Origin of the sequence: Mucilaginibacter conchicola (genome assembly GCF_003432115.1) — a bacterium.
Classification (GTDB): Bacteria; Bacteroidota; Bacteroidia; order Sphingobacteriales; family Sphingobacteriaceae; genus Mucilaginibacter; species Mucilaginibacter conchicola.
This window is the reverse complement of record NZ_QWDC01000001.1, coordinates 428,152-448,758: the sequence shown is the minus strand read 5'-3', so window position 1 is coordinate 448,758 and position 20,607 is coordinate 428,152. Positions and strand designations below refer to the sequence as shown.

The window sequence follows — 20,607 nt, the reverse complement described above, 5'->3', positions numbered from 1 at the left end:
ATAATCTATTTATTATTAGATGTTTATTTAAGTAAACTTAAATCGGCAGCGCCGGTAAATTCTGTCGATTGCTCGCCCAGCCAGCCCATATTGGCCTGTATGCCGGTTTGTACTTTTATAAAGTCTATGCCTTTCAAATTGGCTTTGTTTCCCTTTTCATCAACGGCAGTGCTAATGTCAATTTCGTCGCCACCGGCTTTATTGTCAGAGTAGCCATAATCAAAAGCAGCACTGGTGATATACGTTGGGTTGCTCATATCAATATTGGTTGATGGTAAAAGCGTGCCTTTTAATGTGTAAGTATTTGTGGTTACACTGGCAGGGTAATATGCCTGCGTATGGAACATGTTGGTTTGCACTACGCCGGTTTTTCCCTGGTTATCGGCCCAGTGTACGCTGCAGGTATCGCAGGCCGGTTTGGTATAGGTAACCTCGTAGTCGCGAATGTACCCCGGCTGCCCATAAGCGCTGCCTTTTATCTCGTACCATTTATCGTCGGGTTTACCATTGCCATTGGTATCGGCCATTACCCAAATCACACCAGGCTCGGCAAAATTGGCAAAACCGTTTCCGTAAACCACCAGGTCTGTTTTACCGGCTGCATCAAGTACAGTATGGTCAAAACCCACAACAATGTTGCCGCCCCATGCACCCAAACTAACCAAACCGTTGTTTGATCCTAATGTGCCTTTTGCACCTTTTTCGTCACCGAGATCGGTATTAATAAATTGACCGGGAGCCGGATTAAACTCAAAAAGATCGGTAACGTAAGCATTGCTGTTAGCTGTAATTGGCCTTATAGGAGCTTCTTGTATTACTTCGATTTTATCTTTTGAACACGATTGCCATAAAACGCCCAAAGCGAGCGAGGCAATAATGAGATGTTTTGAGAGCGTAAATTGTTTTTTCATGTATGGATATATGGTTATTAGTAAACAAATGCAAAATGTGCAGGGATATCGCCGGTAATCATCTGCCATTTTTTTTGGCCGCCTGCATCAAAACAGTATAATGTACCCGATGTAACATAGTTGCCGGCATCGGTTACGTAAACATCTTTGGTATAAGGGTCTACTATGATGCCGTAAGGAACAGTGATATTCTTGTCGGTGCCATCGGCAATAAACTTGCTGTTGAGGATGGTTTCGTCCTTAACGTTAAGCATGGTATAGCTGATCGTGTTTTTTTGCTGCGTATAGTTCCATTCGGTGGCGTAGATGTAGGCGGTATCATCATCTATCCAAAGATTGCTGGCGGCTATATCGAATGTTTTTTTGATCGCGTCCGTCTTGGTATCGATAACAAACAGCTTGGATGGGATATCGTAATAATCGCCGCGCGAGGTTACGTACAGGTCGCCGTATTCATCAGCCTTAAGTCTGTCGAGGTTGATGGCTACATCAATGCGTTTGGTTTCGGTGAAACTTGCCAGATCAATAACCGATATGGTGCGCTCGTAATTCTTTGGATTATATCCGCCCGAGTTGGCTATATAAAGCTTCTCGCCTACTATGGCCATCTCTTCGGGCTGGCGGCCAACCGTTACTTTGCGGGTTATGCTGAGGCTGGTGGTATCTATCTCGCTCACCGTTCCGTTTGGCGCATTACGGTCGCCGATGGTGCCGAGGTAAGCACTTACGTAAGCTTTGCCGTTATGGAAAGTTACATACCGGCAGTTGGTGATATCTATCTGTTTAATGCGTTTTGCAGTTTTGGCGTCCAGTACCTCAACCTTATTTGATACGTTTACCACTACGTACATTTTTGAGCCGTAGATAGCAATATCATTACCCACATCGCCCAGGCCCTTAACCACCTCGGGGTTGGTTTGTCCGTAAATGTTACGACGGTAAATACCTGCCCTAAAATCAAGGTAATCCAGCGAAGCTTTGTTCATGTTCATATTACCCTCGTTAAGCAGGTACATGCCTTTGATGGCGCTTGATGGATTGGCGGGGAAAGTATCCGTCTGCTCGGGCGTAACCGATGGTGATTTACGGCAAGATGCGGCCACTGCGATGAACGCCACGAGCGTGAAGTAGTAAATAGCTTTGTAAAATCTTCCTGTCATATCCTAAATATTATAACTGATCTTTAAACGGTAAAAGCGCCTTGGCATAGGGAAATTGGCAATGATCTCCCTGTCCTGATTAAGCAGGTTATTTATCTCCAGCACCAGTTTGGTTTTTCGCTTATAAATAATTGTGTTATAGCCTACTGAAGCATCATGAGTATACCATGGTTCCAGCTGGTTATAGATGTGATCTTGGTTATTGCTCAACTGGGTGTAGCGCATACCCGTGTACAGGTAGCTGTAATTCAATTCAAACTTTTTGTACTCCGCTCCCGCGGTAAATGAGCCGCTATGCAGCGGGATATACGGAATATTATAAGCAAACGTAACGCCCTGATCGGTGTACCTGGCCTGCTGATAGGTGTAATTAACAGCTGCATTGACGTTGACCTCGCTGCCTGCTTTCCAGGTAGTTTGCAGGTTTACCTCGAGGCCTTTAATGCTCACATTACCAATGTTATACATGATCCATCTATAGAGGTTTGCCCCGGGGATGGCTACAATTTTATCTTTTACTTTGTTGTAGTAAGCATCGGTTTGGATGGATAACGATGTTATCGGCGAATTGCTGAAACTGCGGCTGTATGTAAAACCAAGATCATATTGTTTGGCGTATTCCGGCTTTAGCAGGGTATTGCCGATGTAGGTGTAATACAGGTCGTTAAAGGTTGGCATCCTGAAGATGTTTTTATAAAAAGCCCTCAATAAAAAGCCGTTATCTGCAAACGGCTGCCATGATGCAGTTACCGCCGGCGTGAACTCTGTTTTATTGCCCGCACTTTCAAAAGCCTTCACTTTATCATCTACAAAAGTTCCCAGAACAGATGCCTGCAGGTTAAAGCGTTTGAGTTTTAATTGCGATGCCAGGGCAGTAAGGAAAGTATTGCGGGTTGGATAAGCGAAATGATATAGGTTTGCATCCAGCGTATTCAGCTGGTAATCGGTAGAAAGTGCTACATCCCACACCGGTGTAATGCGATAACGGTTCGCTGCTGACAGATACAACTCGTGCTGGTGGAAGCGGTTATCCAGTACACCCTCATCGGTTATATATTCAGGGTCGAGATAACGTTGGTAATCATCGGCGTATTTGGCATTCAGCATAAGGCTGTAGCGCTTATTACTGTTGGTTTGCCATGACGATTGCATAAAAGTGTTCCTGTCCCACTGGCGCTGGCTAAAACTAAATTTATTGGACACGATGGCTCCCGGCAATCCCCTCTCCGAACTGTAATTATAAACCTTAACCGACCATCCGCTGCTGTCGGCTAATTGCCCGTTAAGGCCGGCCTCAACGCGCCACGCGTCGATATCAGAGTTATCGCGCGTAAGCGTAGTGTTATAAACGCCGTTTGTGTAGCGGTATTTATAAATGCCATCGGCCTTGGTCCACTCGGCGCTGACTGTGCTGCTGATATTATCGCTCAGCTTTTGCTGCCAAAGTACTGATGGATTGATCAACCCGAATGAACCTGTTTTAAAACCGATGCGCATGCGGGTACGCTGTCCGTCTTCAAATTTAGGGCGGATGGTTTGCAGGTATAAAGCACTTGCAGCAGAGAACGCTTTTGCAGGCTGATAGATCTCGCTTTTTTGTCCGCTGTATAAAGCGATCTCCTCAATATTATCAAGCGATATTCGGCCAAGGTCAACCTGTCCGTTTTGGGCGTTACCCATTTGCATGCCATCGTAAAATACCGCTGTATGGTTGGTGCCAAGGCTGCGAACATTAATGGTTTTTAAACCGCCAATGCCGCCGTAATCTTTCAATTGTACCCCGCTGAAGAACTTGATAGCGTCGGCAACCGAAAAACTGTTAAGTCGTTCCAACTCGGGGCCTTTTATTATTTGTAATGGCGTGGGCGATGTATTGCGCAGTCCTGAGCGACTGCTTTGAATCTGCACCTCGTTGAGATTACGGATCCTGGATGTATCGGCTACAGTTGAATCCTTTTTTGTAGTTTGTGCTTTGGCGGTGTTTAGCAAAAGGAAAGGCAGCGAAAGGCAACAGGCAACTTTACCGGCCAGTTTGGCGGGTATCACGTGTTTAAAAACAGAAGTATAGTTGCGCATGCTCGTTTCTCAATGATCATGGCTTTGGTAGGGGAAAATATAGGAATGGAATACACTGCTGTACACAGGGAGCATTCACATCCACGCTTCAATCCACGAAAGCCATGAATAATATAACGCCAAGGCAGGTATTCTGACTTGCTCCCCTCTGCCCTGCCTTCCCATTCGCCGGTTGGCAAACAGTGACTTAAAAGTGTGGACTTTGGTTAACGGAGCTTACAGCTGCGGGACAGTTACGGATTTACACCGTATTCCCTTTTAATTTGATGCAGAATGATATGCACTGCACCAAAACCTAAAGCGCTGCAAATGTAGTAAATTGCTTAACTAAAGCCCAATACAAAAAATATATCAGGTTAAAATATTTACCGATAACGAAAACCTGGCATGGTAATGATTGTTGTATTAACATAACGAACACACTATGACAACATTAGCAGCACCAAATACATTTAGGGAAACACCGGCAAATGTGGCGCGCATAGCGCAAAGCATTAATTTATCGGCAGCAGAGCGTACGGTATCAATTGCGGGTGGTGTAAAACTGGCATTATCTGGCTTTAAGGGTTTGTTTAAAAGCCCCTTTAGCAGCATTATTAAATTGGGTGCAGGAGGCTATTTGCTTACCCGCGGTATCACCGGGCATTGCGAATTATATTCGGCCATGGGCCGCAACAGTGTTGAGCCGGTAAACGTGAACATCCGCTCGTCATACCTGGTGAACAAACCAAGGCAGGAAGTGTATGATTTTTGGCGCAAGCTGGATAACCTGCCTCTATTTATGAAACACCTGGAGAGTGTTGAAGTAGTGAGCGATACCCTTTCGCACTGGATACTGAAACTACCCATCGGCTCTGCGCATGTAAGCTGGGATGCCGAAATTGTGCAGGACGAACCTGGTTACGTGATCGGTTGGAGTTCTCTTCCCGATTCGCTGATCGATAACGCCGGTAAAGTAACCTTTCAGGATAGTCCCGATGGTGAAGGTACACTAATAGATGTGGTGATATCATACCAGCCGCCTGCAGGTGGTTTTGGTGGGGGTATTGCGCATATTCTTAACCCCGTATTTAAGAATTTGGTAGACAGCGACGTGCGCAACTTTAAACAATATATGGATATTGATGGCGGCATAGCCTCAGATAACTCATTCCGTGTAAACGATAACGATTATGCCGAACCGGTAGCTGTGGTTATCGAAGAAACAATTATTGATGTATCGGATGATGATCAACAGGAAAATACTGAGTCAAAATACCAGTCGCATTTAGATGATCTTGATGGCAGGCCCGGCAATGGCGCACCCAGTGTGGGATTGTAAAGGCAAAATTCGTTGCCGTTGGCTTCAGCCGACGGATAAAATGAAAGGCGTTATGGCTTTAGCCAAACATCGCTCATTGATTTGGCTGAAGCCACATATGTTTATACGTAAACCGTTGACTAAAGTCAACGGCAATGAGAAATTGATATCATCGAAATCAGATAAACAAAAAAGCCCCGAAATTCGGGGCTTTTCTTATGCGTTGTGCCTAAAAATTATTTTACAGCGTCAACAATTGCTTTGAAAGCGTCTGGATTGTTCATAGCTAAATCAGCTAATACCTTACGGTTTAAACCAATTTCTTTAGCGGCTAACTTACCCATTAATTGAGAGTAAGAAATACCGTGCTGACGAGCACCAGCGTTGATACGTTGAATCCAAAGAGCTCTGAATTCGCGTTTTTTGGTTTTACGGTCGCGGTAAGCGTATTGTAAACCTTTTTCAACTGTGTTTTTAGCAATAGTGTAAACCTTGCTGCGTGAACCCCAATAACCTTTGGCGAGGTTCATGATTCTTTTCCTGCGTCTTCTCGACGCTACTGCGTTAACTGAACGTGGCATGTTGTTTGTTTTTGGTAGTGAGTGTTCCTTTTAACAGGAAGCTTTGGACTCTAATACCTGGTTAAAAATTAATTAATTACTTGCCGATACAAAGCATACGTTTAACGTTACCCATGTCAGCTTCAGAAACTAAGCTTGTGTGACCAAGGGCGCGCTTACGTTTTGTCGACATCTTGGTTAAGATGTGGCTTTTGTATGCGTTTTTTCTTGCAATTTTACCGGTTCCAGTAAGCTTAAAGCGCTTTTTTGCACTGGAATTGGTTTTCATTTTTGGCATAACTCTATTATATAAATGTGCAAATGTGCAGATATGCAAATGTGCAAATCATTCCACCTGCGGGTTTACTTTTTAAGGGGTTTCATCTGCACACTTGCACATTTGAAATCCGCAAATCTATTTTTTCGCTGCTTTAGGTGCTACTGTTAAAAACATTCGCTTTCCTTCAAGCTTTGGTAACTGCTCTACTTTACCAACTTCTTCAAGCGCCTGTGCAAAACGAAGTAATAATATCTCGCCTTGTTCTTTATAAACAATTGCACGGCCTTTGAAGTGTACGTAAGCCCTTACCTTCTCGCCCGATTCCAAAAACTTGGTAGCATGCTTCAATTTAAAATCAAAGTCATGGTCATCAGTGTTCGGTCCGAAACGGATCTCCTTAATAACCGTTTGCTTGGCATTGTTCTTTATCTCTTTCAGCTTTTTCTTCTGCTCGTAGATAAACTTATTGTAATCAGTTATCTTACAAACAGGCGGGTTGGCGTTTGGAGATATCTCAACCAGGTCAAGTTCCTGCTCTTGCGCTAACGCTAAAGCATCTCTTAACGAGTAAATACCCTGCTCTATATTGTCGCCTACAAGACGTACTTCTGGAGCCTTAATAAATTGGTTGATATTATGTTCGGCCTCTTTTTTCTTAAAAGGTGGCCTTGGTCCTCTATTGAAAGGTCTGTTTAATGCCAAGTTATACTGTTATTTCTTTAATTATTTGTTGTTTAAATTCCTCAATGCTCATGCTTCCCAAATCGCCTACACCATGTTTACGAACTGAAACTAAGCCTTCGGCTGCTTCTTTTTCGCCTACAATAAGCATGTAAGGGATCTTTTTAACTTCAGCGTCGCGTATTTTGCGACCGATTTTCTCATCTCTGAAGTCAATGAGCCCGCAAATATCGGAATTTTTTAACTCATCTGAAAGTTTTTTTGCATAATCCTCATACTTTTCGGATATAGGCAAAATAGTGAATTGCTCTGGCGATAACCACAGCGGGAAATTACCCGCACAGTGCTCTATCAATACCGCCACAAAACGCTCCAATGAACCAAACGGCGCACGGTGTATCATCACAGGGCGGTGCTTTTGGTTATCGCTGCCGGTGTACTCCAGCTCAAAGCGCTCAGGCAAGTTATAATCTACCTGTATGGTACCCAATTGCCATTTGCGGCCCAGGGCATCTTTTACCATAAAATCCAGCTTAGGGCCGTAGAAAGCGGCTTCGCCATATTCAACTACAGTTGGTAAACCTTTTTCTTCAGCAGCTTCCATAATAGCGGCTTCGGCTAATGCCCAGGTTTCGTCGCTACCAATGTATTTGGTTTTATTTTCAGGGTCGCGTAATGAGATCTGCGCAGTGTAGTTGTCAAAACCCAAGGCACCAAAAGTGTACAACACCAGGTCTATCACTTTTTTGAACTCATCCTTCACCTGATCCGGGCGGCAAAACAAGTGTGCATCATCCTGAGTAAAGCCACGTACGCGGGTTAAACCATGCAACTCGCCGCTTTGTTCGTAACGGTACACAGTACCAAACTCAGCAAAACGCACCGGTAGGTCTTTGTATGAACGCGGTTTGGTTTTGTATATCTCACAGTGGTGAGGGCAGTTCATCGGTTTTAGCAAGAACTCCTCTCCTTCCTGCGGAGTTTTTATCGGTTGAAATGAATCCGCACCATATTTCTCGTAGTGACCAGAAGTGATGTAAAGGTTTTTGTGACCAATGTGCGGGGTAATTACCTGCTCGTAACCTGCTTTAACCTGCGCATTTTGCATAAAGCGAACTAAACGCTCGCGCAGGGCAGCACCTTTTGGTAACCACAAAGGTAAACCCATGCCCACTTTTTCGCTAAAAGCAAAAAGCTCAAGCTCTTTACCCAGTTTACGGTGGTCACGCTTTTTGGCTTCTTCTATCAGGTGTACATAATCTGCAAGCTCGCTTGCCTTAGGGAAAGTTACACCATAGATGCGGGTAAGCTGTTTACGGCTCTCATCACCGCGCCAGTAAGCTCCCCCCATGCTCATCAACTTAACGGCTTTGATATGGCCGGTATTGGGGATGTGTGGGCCGCGGCAAAGGTCGGTAAAGTTACCCTGGGTGTACAGTGTTATCGACCCATCAGCAAGGTCTTTTATCAGGTCGAGCTTGTACTCGTCGCCTTTTTCAGTAAAGTACTCAATAGCATCAGCTTTGCTAACCGGTTTGCGAATGTAATCGCTTTTGGTTTTAGCAAGCTCTATCATCTTGTCTTCTATCTTCTTAAAATCGTCAGATGAGAAGTTGATATCACCAAAGTCAACATCGTAATAAAAGCCGGTCTCGATAGCCGGGCCGATACCGAATTTTGTACCCGGATAAAGCGCCTCAAGAGCCTCGGCCATTAAGTGGGCCGATGAGTGCCAGTAGGTAGCTTTACCTTTGGCATCATTCCAGGTCAATAGTTTTACGGCTGAATCTTCTTCAATCGGGCGACTGGCATCCCAAACCTCGCCGTTAACTTCGGCGGCCAATACGTTACGTGCTAAACCTTCAGAGATAGACAGCGCTATCTGCATAGAAGTGATCCCTTTATCGTACTCACGAACGGAACCATCAGGAAGTGTAATGTTAATCATCTACAACTATGATTTAAATTTTATAAATATGTAAATAAACACAAGGTCGCATACTACCGCGATCTTTTCAATTGTTGCAAAAATAGGATTTTATTTATACTGCGGGTGTAAATTATGCTATTTGGTGGCGTTAATCATACCAAGTGTCAGTCTGAGTTTATCGAAGACCTTTACGCATGGCTACTGGTTCGACGGACTCACCATGACAAGTGGTTATGTTATGGGCGTTTCCTGCGGTCGGGCTTTCCGTTTATACGCCTGCCCCGAAGGGATGCCTATGGCACAGGCATTAGGCTTCCGGGCCGGTATCCACTTCAGTCAATAACGTATTTGTCAATAAGTATTAAATATGATATTGAGTTGCTTTTTATTAATTTAAGATCTGATTTATTTTTGTTATAAAAGCCATGAAGTTTTTATTAAGGACAAGTGATCTGAGGGAGTTCAACTTTATAATTGATGAAATTGTGACTACTTACGGTTTGCAATCAGAAAAAAGTGTTGACTACCACGTTTTGGATAAAGAACTTACCGAAATATTTATAAGCTTAAATTTTCTATTCAGTATTCAAAGTAAAGGTATTCAAATCATCCCTTTGATAATGCGCTTTCATCAGGGCGATCACGTGTTTCGTCAATAAACGTATAATCTTTTTTATAGTCATTTGTAGTTTAAACCGATTAGGATTTATTTTTTCATGGCGAGCCTGTAAAATCATTTGCCGCCTGCACAGGTGTTAGACAGGCTCAGATTGACAACTTATTACTTAATTAGCGCAATATTTTTAACCCTAAAGATATTTCGCTATTTTAACCGCCACTAAACAATCACAAACACTCATGATCATCTATGGTACACGGGCCAAAGCCATCAAACACGAATTTGTTACAGAACCCTGCCCTAATTGCAATACCCCTAACAGCATACAGATAAGCGTGTGGCAAAAATGGGCACATATCTTTTGGATTCCCTTCTTCCCTATCGGTAAAACAGGCTCGTCGGTTTGTGCACATTGCCGGCAAGTTTTAGATTATCGCAACATGCCGCAATCGCTCAAGATAGCTTATGATAACGTAAAAGCTGATGCCAAACTGCCGCTATGGACATTCTCCGGCTTTGGTGTAGTTGCTGCAATTGTAGTTGCGATTGTTATTTCAGATAAGCAGACACATAAACGTGTAACCGGCATGATCCCTGCCCTGCAAAAGAATGATTTGCTACAGATCAAACTTAAAAACTCGGCCTACACACTCGCAAAGGTGAGCCGCGTGAAAGGTGATACAGTATTTTTGTATTTGAATAATTACGAAACCGACCAGGCGACCGGCATAGATAAACTTAAAAGCAAAGACTATTCTACAAAAGAGGATACTTTATCTGTAGACATCCTTAAACAGATGGATGCCGAAGAGCGGATCTTGGATATAGAACGATAGAAATCGCGTTTAAAAAACAACGGCCCATGCTTATGCACGGGCCGTTTTAGTATTTATAGGTTTATAAGGATTAGCCTTTAAAATGCTGGATAATTAAACTTGCCAGCTCAACACCTATGCGCTCCTGTGCCTCGTTAGTAGCAGCACCGATGTGCGGCGTAAGCGAGATCTTAGGGTGAGACAAGATATCCTGACGAGGGGTTGGTTCGTTATCAAACACATCCAGTGCAGCAAATGAAACTTTGCCGCCATCTAAAGCAGCGATCAGATCGGTCTCATCAATTAGGCCACCGCGTGAGCAGTTTACCAAACCAACGCCTTTTTTCATTTGCTCAAACTCGGCAGCTGCAATAAGCGCCTTGTCAACAAATGGCGTGTGCAGGGTAATGAAATCAGCATTAGCGATGATCTCTTCTTTAGTAGCAGTTTTAACAGCAACTTTAGCAACAAAGCCACCACCTAAAACAACCTCAACCTCAGGGTTAAACGGAAATACGTCAAAAGCCAATACTTCCATACCCACACCGATAGCAATTTTAGCTACCTCGCGGCCTATGCGGCCAAAACCAAGGATACCTAAAGTTTTGCCACGCAGTTCAACACCTTTGGCATAAGCTTTTTTCAGGTCGTTGAATTTTGCAGCACCATCAACCGGCATTTTGCGGTTGCTATCCTGCAAGAAACGTACACCACCAAACAGGTGGCCGAATACTAATTCTGCTACTGATAATGAAGATGAAGCAGGTGTATTGTAAACGCCGATACCTTTTTCTTTAGCGTAGTCAACATCGATGTTATCAACACCAACACCACCACGACCTATCAGTTTAAGGCCCGGGCAAACGTCAATTAATGCTTTGCGCACTTTTGTAGCACTACGCACAGTAATAGCATCGTACTCTTGTAAGCGCGTAGGTAACTCATCCTGTGGAATGTTATTGGTATCCACTACAAAACCGGCATCCTCAAGCATTTTTTTGCCTATCGGGTCGATGCCGTCATTAGCTAATATTTTGATCATTATAATTAATAAAAATGGTTAAGCCCCCCAGCCCCCTAAAGGGGGAGCAAAATCCTATTCCCCCTTCAGGGGGTTAGGGGGTATTATTTATTTTTCTCAGCAAACTCGCGCATAGCATCTATCAGCACGTAAACGCTGGTAATTGGCAATGCGTTGTAAATTGAAGCACGGAAACCACCTACGCTTCTGTGGCCTTTAAGGCCTACAATGCCTTTTTCATCACAGTATTTAAGAAATGGTTTTTCCAGTTCAGCGTTCTCCATAACGAAGCAAACGTTCATACGTGAACGATCTTCAGTTGCGGCAACAGCTTTGAAAAGCGGGTTGCGGTCAATTTCTTCGTATAATACACGTGCTTTCTCGTTGTTGTCTTTCTCGATAGCTTGTACGCCACCTTTTGATTTTAACCATTTCAGCGTAAGCATTGATACGTAGATAGCAAAACATGGCGGGGTATTGTACATTGAGCCACCTTCTATCTGCACTTCGTAGTTGTACATAGCAGGGATCTTACGACCTGATTTACCAAGGATATCATCTTTAACTATCACCAAAGTAACGCCTGCAGGGCCCATGTTTTTCTGCGCACCGGCGTAGATCAAACCGAAATCGGCAACGTTAACCTCGCGGCTAAAAATATCTGACGACATATCGCAAACCAAAGGAACCGGAGATTTAGGGAACTGCTGCAATTGCGTACCGTAAATAGTATTGTTTGATGTGATGTGGAAGTAAGCCGCATCAGCCGGAATAGTATAATCTTTAGGGATGTAAGTGTAGTTGCTCTCTTTTGAAGATGCTACCACCTCAACATTACCAAAGAATTTGGCTTCTTTTAAAGCTTTGCTTGCCCAAACACCGCTATCTAAATAAGCAGCTTTGCCACCTTCTGGTAACAGGTTGTTGGGTGCCATTGCAAACTGGGTGCTTGCGCCACCTTGCAAGAACAATACAGAATAACCCTCTGGTACACTGAATAATTCTTTCACTAACGCAACAGCCTCATTAAGTACTTCTTCAAATTCCGGCGAACGGTGCGATATTTCCAGTAAGGATAAACCTGTTCCGTTGAAATCAAGTACAGCTGCAGCTGCCTGTTTGAATACTTCCTGAGGCAATATGCCGGGTCCGGCACCGAAATTGTGTTTCATGACTATATGTTGTTTGTTATGTTGGTTTATAAAGTTTGTACTAAGACGCGCCTAAGGTAGTAAATTCGACAAAGTTTATAGACTTTTTTTACATTTTTTTTAAAAAATATCGATAATTAACCACGGGATTAATTGCAATTATTAAAACGTAAAAAGAGAAAAACTATAAGAAATTGCAATTATGGCAATCAGGCGTGCTTTAGCTGTGAAATTGCCGAGAACGGATCGCCCGAGGAAAATACCGAACTGCCGGCAACCAGCGCGCTGGCACCTGCCTCAACCAGTTTGGCGATATTGCTTGCATCTACTCCCCCATCAACCTCAATAATAAGGTTGGGGTTGGCGTTTGCTGCCAAGGTCTTTACTTCGGCTACTTTGGTGTAAGTATGTTCTATGAATTTTTGTCCGCCAAAGCCCGGATTAACCGACATTACCAGCACCATATCTACATCGGCAATAATGTCTTTTAAATTAGCAACAGGGGTTGCAGGGTTAACGGCTACTGCGGCTTTAATGCCCAGTTGTTTAATGGCCTGGATAGTACGATGCAAATGCGGACAAGCCTCATAATGTACCGTAATGCTATCTGCACCGGCTTCTTTAAAATCTTTAAGGTAACGATCTGGGTCAACGATCATGAGGTGCACATCAAGTGGCTTCTGCGCGTATTTCTTGATGGCTTTAATAACAGGGAAACCAAATGAGATATTAGGCACAAACATGCCATCCATCACATCCACATGGAACCAACCGGCCTCGCTGGCGTTTATCATTTCAACATCGCGCTGCAAGTTGGCAAAATCGGCAGATAATACAGAAGGTGCTATCAAACGTTCCATGGCGGTAAATATAGGGATATTGTTGAAGTTTGCAGTCAATAGTTTGCAGTTCGCACTCCTGCAAACTGACAATTGAACATCACATACATACACAGTTCGTCATGCCGAATTTATTTCGGCACCCCATCAGAAGGTTAACTTATCCGTGGGATACTGAAATAAATTCAGCATGACGAATTTTGTCAGTTCAGACAAGCATCTCCGGTACTTCGCCGTCTACTATTAGTTTACCTGCGGTGGCTTTTTTTATATCTTCAACAGATACACCCGGCGCGCGTTCCAATAGCTTGAAACCACCATCAGGCAACACATCCAATACTGCCAGTTCGGTAACTATCTTTTTAACACAGTTTACGCCGGTTAGCGGCAGCGTGCAGTTGGGTAACAGTTTTGATTCGCCGGCTTTGTTTACGTGCTGCATGGCCACGATGATATTCTCTGCTGAGGCTACCAGATCCATAGCGCCGCCCATACCTTTCACCATTTTGCCGGGGATTTTCCAGTTGGCGATATCACCGTTTTCTGATACTTCCATGGCACCAAGGATGGTGAGGTTTACCTTTTTAGCCCGTATCATCCCGAAACTCATGGCCGAATCAAAAACCGCCGAGCCGGGTAATTTGGTAATGGTTTGCTTACCTGCGTTAATAGTATCGGGGTCTTCCTCGCCCTCAAACGGAAACGGGCCCATGCCTAACAGGCCGTTCTCTGATTGCAGTACCACATCAATATTTTCGGGTATATAGTTGGCCACCAGCGTAGGTATGCCGATGCCCAGGTTAACATAGTAACCGTCTTTTACTTCTTTCGCTATGCGTTTGGCTATGCCTTCTTTGTCTAACATAGATTTAATGTTTTATAATATTATATAAGGTATGTCATTGCGATCCGCCAACTGGCGGAGTGGCAATCTCGTCGCATGCAGATAAAAGCGAGGAGATTGCCGCGTCGCTACGCTCCTCGCAATGACATAATTATTGTTTCCTTACCGTCCTCTGCTCTATCCTCTTCTCGTAGTTCTCACCTTTAAATATGCGGTGCACATAAATACCTGGTGTATGGATATGATCAGGATCCAGTTCGCCGGGCTCTACCAATTCCTCAACTTCGGCTATGGTTACTTTACCGGCCATGGCCATTACAGGGTTAAAATTGCGGGCGGTTGACCGGTAAACCAGATTGCCCATGCTATCACCCTTCCAAGCTTTTACAATGGCAAAATCGGCATCAAAGGCCATTTCCATCAGGTAATCTTTACCATTAAAATTGCGGATCTCTTTGCCTTCTGCTACCTCTGTGCCGATACCAGCAGGGGTGAAAATTGCGGGCATACCGTAGCCTGCCGCCATGCAACGGGTAGCTAATGTTCCCTGCGGGATGAGCTCTACTTCCAGCTCGCCGCTTAGGAGCTGGCGCTCAAACTCGGCGTTCTCCCCTACATAAGATGAGATCATTTTCTTAACCTGCCGGTTGCGCAACAGTAAGCCGATACCAAAGTCATCTACCCCCGCATTGTTGGATATGCAGGTAAGACCAGTGATACCACTTGCTGCTAAGGCAAGTATGGTTTTCTCGGGCAGGCCGCATAAACCGAAACCGCCCAGCATTAAAGTCATGCCGTTTTTTATATCGCTGATGGCCTCTTCGGCCCCGCTCACTACTTTATTCATGTTTATAATTGGTTAAAGCAAATGTAGGTTTTTAATATAACAAATACTATGCATGCATAGTATTTGTTTGAGCGGATTGATTTAAAAGTGTTCACGTTTACGGCATGAACATAGTGAACGTTCATGAACATGCTGGTAATTAGTATTTTAAACTTTTAATTAAAAAATACAAACAAATAAAAAACTTAAGACTTCTATCTATACATCAATCTATAAACAAAATGGAACTAAATAACAGCAACAATCCACAGCCAAACGCTTACCGCGTTGAGGATGACGATAATTTAGAAGAAAAAGACCTGCGCCGCGAAAACTTTATGTTTGGCAGCGAGGAAAAGAAAGCTAATGAACCCGGTATGGAAGGCCAAGGTAACGGCGGGCAACGATTCGGCGAGAACAGCAACACTCCATCTGGTGATGATGCCAACAATCCATCGCGCAATGCGGGTTATACCAACGAATACTTCCGCCGTACCGAGCCGTCTGATGAGCACCCGGAATTTAATAACTTTAAAGATCCTAACCAGTTAGGCCAGTCAAACTATACAGAAGCCTCCGGCGCTGTACCAACCGGACAATCTGACGAAGAGAACGCTGCTCCTGCTAAAGATAACGAAGAAGATACTTCTGAGGGCGATGAAAATAAAAACGAGCAGAACCAAACCTACCAGGAAGGTACCGCCGATGGCAACGACAATGTAAACATCCCCGGCCCTAACGAAACACCTGATCAGCAGAAGGTTGGGGAGTAGTTTTAAATTTGTCATTTCGAATGAGCGACAGCGAAGAGAAATCTTGTTATCTATGAAAAGCTATAAGCTTAGCATTAATAACAGGATTTCTCACTATCGTTCGAAATGACAGTACTATCCTACCACTTAAACGTACTCTTAATATACGCTATCAGATCCTCTCCCATAGCTTGTTGTTCTTTAACACTTGGGTGGCCCGGCGTATTTTTAAACGCGAAGAAATGCGTATAAACATCCTTATCATTTAACCCTGCAACTGCTTTCTCAATATATCCCGGCCATGCAGAGCCCTCTTTTGACGCATCCATGGAACCTAAAGCACAAACTATTTTAGCTTTTGGATATTTGGCGCGGATGCTTTTGATAAAATCCTGATAATGACTGATGATGAACTCTGGTGCTGGCGGCGTGGTGCCGAACAGTTTTTTAAATTGTTCGTGATCTTTAGCGCGGGTTAACCATGAATCATTCTGGAAAAGATTGACAACTACTACTTCTGGCGTGTATTTGCTGAAATCCCATTTCTCATCGCCGTGAGCGTAAACCTTATCGTAAATATCTGGCATTACATAATCAAACCAGCTTATTACTATACCGATGCCGCTTTTTGAGATACAGTGTATATCGGCATTAAAAGCACGTGCCGCTACGTTGGCATAGCTGGCGTAGCCATTTTCATAATCGTTGTCGCCGCGGTCTTTGCCGGTTGTATCCTCATCAGCCATGCCACAGGTTATCGAGTCGCCAAAGTATTCAATACGGTGTTTGTAGGTTGGGGGTGTAAGTAATTTACCATTGATGTTGAAGCCGTAGAACCAGGTACGGCCCCAGTCATATTCGGTACGTTTAAACAGCTCCAACTTGTGTTTACCTGCCGGTAAACCCGATGCCAGTTCATACTCGCTTTTGCCCTGCTTTAGCTTGATAACCTGCGTTACCTTATCATCGATAACTACGTTGTAATAGTTAAGGCCCTTCTCGTCGTTCAGGGTAGCTTTTACGGCGGTACCGTTAAAATTGATGGCAATGGAAGCCCCGGTCCACGATAACTCTGCCGAGGTATCGCGCACCGGCGAGCGGCCCATGTAAAAGATCTTAGGATCTTTAAAACTGATATTGGTTTGGGCTTTTGCACAGAACCCGGCAAACATCAGTGCTGATAAAGCAAGTAATCTAAGCTGTTTCATGAGCTTCCTATTTTAAATATACGTAAGTAATACCATCCCCGCCCCTGTCTGCGTGCTCATCTTCCATACGGTCAACCTGTTCGTATTTTTTGAGGTACTGGCGTATCATTTTGCGTAAAATGCCATCGCCTTTGCCGTGCAGTATCTTCAGGTTGTTGAAGCCCATCATCAGCGCCCGGTCAAATAGCTTTTCAATGGCGTGCAGTGCATCCTCGGTACGCATACCACGTACATCAATCTCCGGACTAAAACTGGCCATATCGCCTGTCTGGTTACTGCTGCGGCGAATCTCTTTAGGTACCGATGCGCGGGTAACCTTCTCCACCCTTTTCTTCTTTACCACAGTGCGTAAGTCGCCCATGGCAATCACCACATTGTCTTTTATTACTTCCATTACTTGGCCGGTAGTATCGCCATCGATGAGTTTCACCCAGTCGCCTGGTTTAACTTCCTCATCCTGTGCCGGGGCTTTTTTAGGCGCCTCAACTTTAATAGTATTTTTCTTAACCTCGTTGGTCAGGTTCTCACGAAGCGAACGGGTAACTTCCTTATCGGCATTACTGCTTTTAATTTCAGCAATGGTGTTCTCTACCAGTTTATTAGCGTTAAGGATGATGCTTTTGGCTTCCTGCTTAGCCTCGCGCAGCAGGTTTTTGCGGTTCTCATCCAAAAAGGACTTCAGTTCCTCGTTCTCGGCCAGTAAAGTGTTTACACGGCGCTGCTGTTTATCCAGCTTCTGCTTAGTATCAAATATCTCTTTCTTCTCGCGCTCAAGGTCAACCAGTAAACTATCTACCTTTTTCTGGCCGGCGCTTATTTTGTTTTTAGCCAGGTTAAGCACATTTTGCGGCAAACCTATCCTTTGCGCTATCTCAAATGCATAAGAGCTGCCGGGTTTACCCACCTCAAGCATGTATAAAGGCTGCATCTCGGTGTTATTGAACAACATTGATGCATTCTCAATCCCTTCTGTATTACTCGCAAAGATCTTTAAATTAGAATAGTGAGTGGTTACCATGCCTCTCACCTTTTTATTGTTCAGTGCTTCCAGAACAGCTTCGGCTATAGGGCCACCAAATTGAGGGTCGGTACCGGTACCAAACTCATCTATCAGGATCATGGTTTTGCCGTTGGCATCTTCCACAAACTTTTTCATTTTTGAGAGGTGGGCACTATAGGTACTCAGGTCACTTTCAATAGACTGGTCGTCGCCGATATCAACAAATAATTGCTTAAACACCCCCGCCACACTATCAGCACCGGCTGGGATCAATAAACCCGCCTGTACCATCATCTGCAGCAAGCCAACGGTTTTCATACATACCGATTTACCGCCAGCGTTAGGGCCTGATACCACGACGATCCTTGTAGCATCATCAATAGCAACATTAAGCGGTACAACCGATTTTCCTTCTTTTTTAAAGTTGAGGAACAGTAACGGATGCCTTGCATTAAACAGGCGGAATCTCCCCTCGTTTACCAGCTTCGGCATTTCGGCCTCAATCTGAATGGCAAATAGTGCTTTGGCGCGTACAAAATCGAGCTTGGTTAATAAGCCATGGTATGATAGCAGCAAAGGCACATATGGTCTCAACTCATCGGTTAATGCTGTCAATATTTTGATGATCTCGCGGCGGCGTTCAAACTCCAGGTCGCGGATGAGGTTATTGAGTGAGAACACTTCCTCAGGCTCCATAAAGACCGTTTGGCCTGAGGCTGATTCATCATGGATAAAACCTTTCAACTTGCGCTTGTTCTCGGCCAGCAAAGGAATACAAAGGCGGCCATCGCGTACAGTTAATGAGCCATCGGCTGTCCAGTTATTGGCTGATGCCTGCTTAAATATCTGGTCTATTTTTTTGCGCGCTTCCTGCTCGGCTTTGGCAATGCCCGCCGTGATCTCCATCAGTTCGCGCGATGCATTGTGGCGGATCTTTCCTTTCGGGTCTATTACCAGGTCTATCTTTTTGATGATCGCTTTTTCTATCGGCAAATGCTCAAATAGCGCCTCAAGGTTAGGGTAAACACCCTCTCGTTCATTGAAATACGCAATAACGGCGAATACGGTAGTTAGCGAAGCCTGTACCTGAAAAAACTCTTCCTCAGACAGGAAAGCGCCTTCTATTTTGGCCTTGTTAGCCAATGATTTTATATCGTAAAAGTGGTTGATGGGCAGGGCATCGTCATTTTGCAGGATATTCTTAAACTCGTTAGCCTGGTTTAAAAATTTCAGTATCAGGTCGTAATTGGTCATCACCTGTATCTTGTTCACCATATCTTGCCCCATGGTGCTCAGGCAATGCGTTTTTATCAGTTCTTTTATCTCGGTAAAGCCGAGTTTATCTGCACTATTATTAGGGTAAAGCATTCTTTATTTCTGGCTTTTAAGCGGGTTTGGACGCATGCGTTTTTTTGCGGACTTTGTTAAAGAGTCGAGCTTTTGTTTCAGCCTTTTCTTTTCTTGTACAGAATCTATAGCATTTGCTTTAATAGAATCGGGTTTTGGCTTTTGTATATTTACTATTCCCGGTTTTTTTGCATTCGCTTGTCCCGTATTTTTCGCCGGCGTCCTTATCGAGTCGAGTTTGGCCTTTAATATTTTGTCAACCTCGTTGTAAATGGCTTGTATCTTCTCGGGGTTTTGTGAGTAATATTTAAAACTATCGTCATACTGTTTTTCTGTAACATGATGCCTTTTAAAAAGTGCCAAATATTTTTCCCTGCCGTATTTGAATAATGTATCGGGCACAGGCGTTATGGTATACAGTTCGCCATCGGTAATGTGCAGGTCGGTCAACAGTTTTATCATTTTTTGTTCATCAATAATGTTTGGCGGCGTTTTGGCTGCCGGTTTGCATGCAGCAAACAGCAATACTGAAAAAAACAAGCTTATATATTTTTGCATTCTGTAATTTAGCGGCGTTTTAAATACAAATTTACGGATAAATGAGCATTGCAGATAATATCAAAAACCTAAAAAAGGAAACCGGTCAAATAGGTGTGACATTATTAGCGGTGTCAAAAACCAAACCCATAACGGATATACAAGAGGCTTATGATGCCGGGCAGCGTTTATTTGGTGAAAATATTGTGCAGGAATTGGTTGATAAGCAGCCGCAATTACCTACCGATATTGAATGGCATTTGATTGGCCACCTGCAAACCAATAAGGTAAAATATATTGCCCCGTTCATCAGCATGATACAATCTGTTGATAGTATTAAATTACTGCAAGAGATAAACAAACATGCCTTAAAAGCTAACCGTGTTATTGACTGCCTGCTGCAGGTTTACATTGCCGACGAGGAAACCAAATTCGGCCTGGGCTTTGATGAGGTGATAGAATTACTGCGCAGCGAGGAGTTTGCAGCCCTTAAAAACGTACGCATCCGCGGATTGATGGGCATAGCTACCAATACCGACAGCGAGAAGCAGATAAAAGAAGAATATTACGAACTGAAAACTTTTTTCGAGGGCGTTAAATTGAGCTTCTTTAGAAAAGATGATGCTTTTGATACTGTATCAATGGGCATGTCATCTGATTATAAATTAGCCATTGAACAAGGTAGCACCATGGTACGTTTAGGAAGTACTATTTTTGGTGGACGGGCAAAGAAGACTGTCTGAAATCAGA

Annotated in this window: 20 protein-coding genes and 1 riboswitch; of the genes, 5 read left to right on the top strand and 15 right to left on the bottom strand. The window is 43.9% G+C overall.

What is annotated here, in order from left to right; genetic code table 11:
- Nucleotides 1-23: 23 nt before the first annotated feature.
- From D0C36_RS01810 to D0C36_RS01800, 3 genes are read right to left on the bottom strand one after another with little or no spacing between them, the layout of a single operon-like run.
- The gene (locus tag D0C36_RS01810) at nt 24-911 is read right to left on the bottom strand and encodes a cell surface protein (RefSeq protein ID WP_117389880.1); all 888 of its coding nucleotides are present in this window, start codon (nt 909-911) and stop codon (nt 24-26) included.
- A 17-nt stretch (nt 912-928) separates the two neighbouring features.
- Nucleotides 929-2,071, bottom strand: a complete 1,143-nt coding sequence (locus tag D0C36_RS01805) for a YncE family protein (RefSeq protein ID WP_117389879.1) — start codon at nt 2,069-2,071, stop codon at nt 929-931.
- A gap of 3 nt (nt 2,072-2,074) precedes the next feature.
- The gene (locus tag D0C36_RS01800) at nt 2,075-4,147 is read right to left on the bottom strand and encodes a TonB-dependent receptor plug domain-containing protein (protein ID WP_117389878.1); all 2,073 of its coding nucleotides are present in this window, start codon (nt 4,145-4,147) and stop codon (nt 2,075-2,077) included.
- 107 nt (nt 4,148-4,254) lie between these two features.
- Nucleotides 4,255-4,461: riboswitch (cobalamin riboswitch) on the bottom strand.
- Nucleotides 4,462-4,571: 110 nt separating this feature from the next.
- On the opposite strand from D0C36_RS01800, the gene D0C36_RS01795 reads away from it, so the two are divergent.
- Nucleotides 4,572-5,468 carry an SRPBCC family protein gene (locus D0C36_RS01795; RefSeq protein WP_117389877.1) on the top strand — a complete coding sequence of 299 codons (897 nt, stop codon included), beginning with the start codon at nt 4,572-4,574 and terminating at the stop codon, nt 5,466-5,468.
- Between the two features lie 215 nt (nt 5,469-5,683).
- On the opposite strand, the gene rplT is transcribed toward D0C36_RS01795, so the two are convergent.
- The 4 genes from rplT to thrS form a co-directional block, all read right to left on the bottom strand.
- Nucleotides 5,684-6,028, bottom strand: a complete 345-nt coding sequence (gene rplT, locus D0C36_RS01790) for a 50S ribosomal protein L20 (protein ID WP_095704380.1) — start codon at nt 6,026-6,028, stop codon at nt 5,684-5,686.
- A gap of 76 nt (nt 6,029-6,104) precedes the next feature.
- Entirely contained in the window at nt 6,105-6,305 is a 201-nt protein-coding gene (gene rpmI, locus D0C36_RS01785; RefSeq protein WP_117389876.1) for a 50S ribosomal protein L35, read from the bottom strand.
- A 117-nt stretch (nt 6,306-6,422) separates the two neighbouring features.
- Complete coding sequence (infC, locus tag D0C36_RS01780) at nt 6,423-6,989, bottom strand: translation initiation factor IF-3 (RefSeq protein ID WP_117389875.1); 567 nt, start codon at nt 6,987-6,989, stop codon at nt 6,423-6,425.
- Between the two features lies 1 nt (nt 6,990).
- Nucleotides 6,991-8,916, bottom strand: a complete 1,926-nt coding sequence (gene thrS / locus D0C36_RS01775) for a threonine--tRNA ligase (protein ID WP_117389874.1) — start codon at nt 8,914-8,916, stop codon at nt 6,991-6,993.
- A 124-nt stretch (nt 8,917-9,040) separates the two neighbouring features.
- Between thrS and D0C36_RS24355 the strand changes: the two genes are divergently transcribed.
- Nucleotides 9,041-9,241 carry a hypothetical protein gene (locus tag D0C36_RS24355; RefSeq protein ID WP_147321914.1) on the top strand — a complete coding sequence of 67 codons (201 nt, stop codon included), beginning with the start codon at nt 9,041-9,043 and terminating at the stop codon, nt 9,239-9,241.
- A 515-nt stretch (nt 9,242-9,756) separates the two neighbouring features.
- Nucleotides 9,757-10,353, top strand: a complete 597-nt coding sequence (locus D0C36_RS01765) for a hypothetical protein (RefSeq protein WP_117389872.1) — start codon at nt 9,757-9,759, stop codon at nt 10,351-10,353.
- 70 nt (nt 10,354-10,423) lie between these two features.
- On the opposite strand, the gene D0C36_RS01760 is transcribed toward D0C36_RS01765, so the two are convergent.
- The 5 genes from D0C36_RS01760 to D0C36_RS01740 all read right to left on the bottom strand — a co-directional run bounded on the left by D0C36_RS01760 (nt 10,424) and on the right by D0C36_RS01740 (nt 15,034).
- On the bottom strand, nt 10,424-11,374 hold the full coding sequence (locus D0C36_RS01760; RefSeq protein ID WP_199501948.1) for a D-2-hydroxyacid dehydrogenase: 951 nt from the start codon (nt 11,372-11,374) through the stop codon (nt 10,424-10,426).
- A gap of 83 nt (nt 11,375-11,457) precedes the next feature.
- The gene (gene serC / locus D0C36_RS01755; RefSeq protein ID WP_117389871.1) at nt 11,458-12,525 is read right to left on the bottom strand and encodes a 3-phosphoserine/phosphohydroxythreonine transaminase; all 1,068 of its coding nucleotides are present in this window, start codon (nt 12,523-12,525) and stop codon (nt 11,458-11,460) included.
- Between the two features lie 188 nt (nt 12,526-12,713).
- Entirely contained in the window at nt 12,714-13,364 is a 651-nt protein-coding gene (gene rpe, locus D0C36_RS01750; RefSeq protein ID WP_117391326.1) for a ribulose-phosphate 3-epimerase, read from the bottom strand.
- 187 nt (nt 13,365-13,551) lie between these two features.
- Nucleotides 13,552-14,208 carry a 3-oxoacid CoA-transferase subunit B gene (locus D0C36_RS01745; RefSeq protein WP_117389870.1) on the bottom strand — a complete coding sequence of 219 codons (657 nt, stop codon included), beginning with the start codon at nt 14,206-14,208 and terminating at the stop codon, nt 13,552-13,554.
- A 130-nt stretch (nt 14,209-14,338) separates the two neighbouring features.
- Nucleotides 14,339-15,034: a CoA transferase subunit A gene (locus tag D0C36_RS01740; RefSeq protein ID WP_117389869.1), complete on the bottom strand. Its 696-nt coding sequence runs from the start codon at nt 15,032-15,034 to the stop codon at nt 14,339-14,341.
- 221 nt (nt 15,035-15,255) lie between these two features.
- Here D0C36_RS01740 and D0C36_RS01735 point away from each other — a divergent pair, with 221 nt between their 5' ends.
- Complete coding sequence (locus D0C36_RS01735; protein WP_117389868.1) at nt 15,256-15,786, top strand: hypothetical protein; 531 nt, start codon at nt 15,256-15,258, stop codon at nt 15,784-15,786.
- A 119-nt stretch (nt 15,787-15,905) separates the two neighbouring features.
- On the opposite strand, the gene D0C36_RS01730 is transcribed toward D0C36_RS01735, so the two are convergent.
- From D0C36_RS01730 to D0C36_RS01720, 3 genes are read right to left on the bottom strand one after another with little or no spacing between them, the layout of a single operon-like run.
- Nucleotides 15,906-16,973, bottom strand: a complete 1,068-nt coding sequence (locus D0C36_RS01730; RefSeq protein ID WP_117389867.1) for a GDSL-type esterase/lipase family protein — start codon at nt 16,971-16,973, stop codon at nt 15,906-15,908.
- Nucleotides 16,974-16,980: 7 nt separating this feature from the next.
- Nucleotides 16,981-19,341: an endonuclease MutS2 gene (locus tag D0C36_RS01725; protein ID WP_117389866.1), complete on the bottom strand. Its 2,361-nt coding sequence runs from the start codon at nt 19,339-19,341 to the stop codon at nt 16,981-16,983.
- Nucleotides 19,342-19,344: 3 nt separating this feature from the next.
- A complete protein-coding gene (locus D0C36_RS01720; RefSeq protein WP_117389865.1) occupies nt 19,345-19,878 on the bottom strand; it encodes a DUF4296 domain-containing protein in 534 nt (177 codons plus the stop codon).
- A gap of 41 nt (nt 19,879-19,919) precedes the next feature.
- Between D0C36_RS01720 and D0C36_RS01715 the strand changes: the two genes are divergently transcribed.
- The gene (locus D0C36_RS01715; RefSeq protein ID WP_117389864.1) at nt 19,920-20,600 is read left to right on the top strand and encodes a YggS family pyridoxal phosphate-dependent enzyme; all 681 of its coding nucleotides are present in this window, start codon (nt 19,920-19,922) and stop codon (nt 20,598-20,600) included.
- Nucleotides 20,601-20,607: the final 7 nt, after the last annotated feature.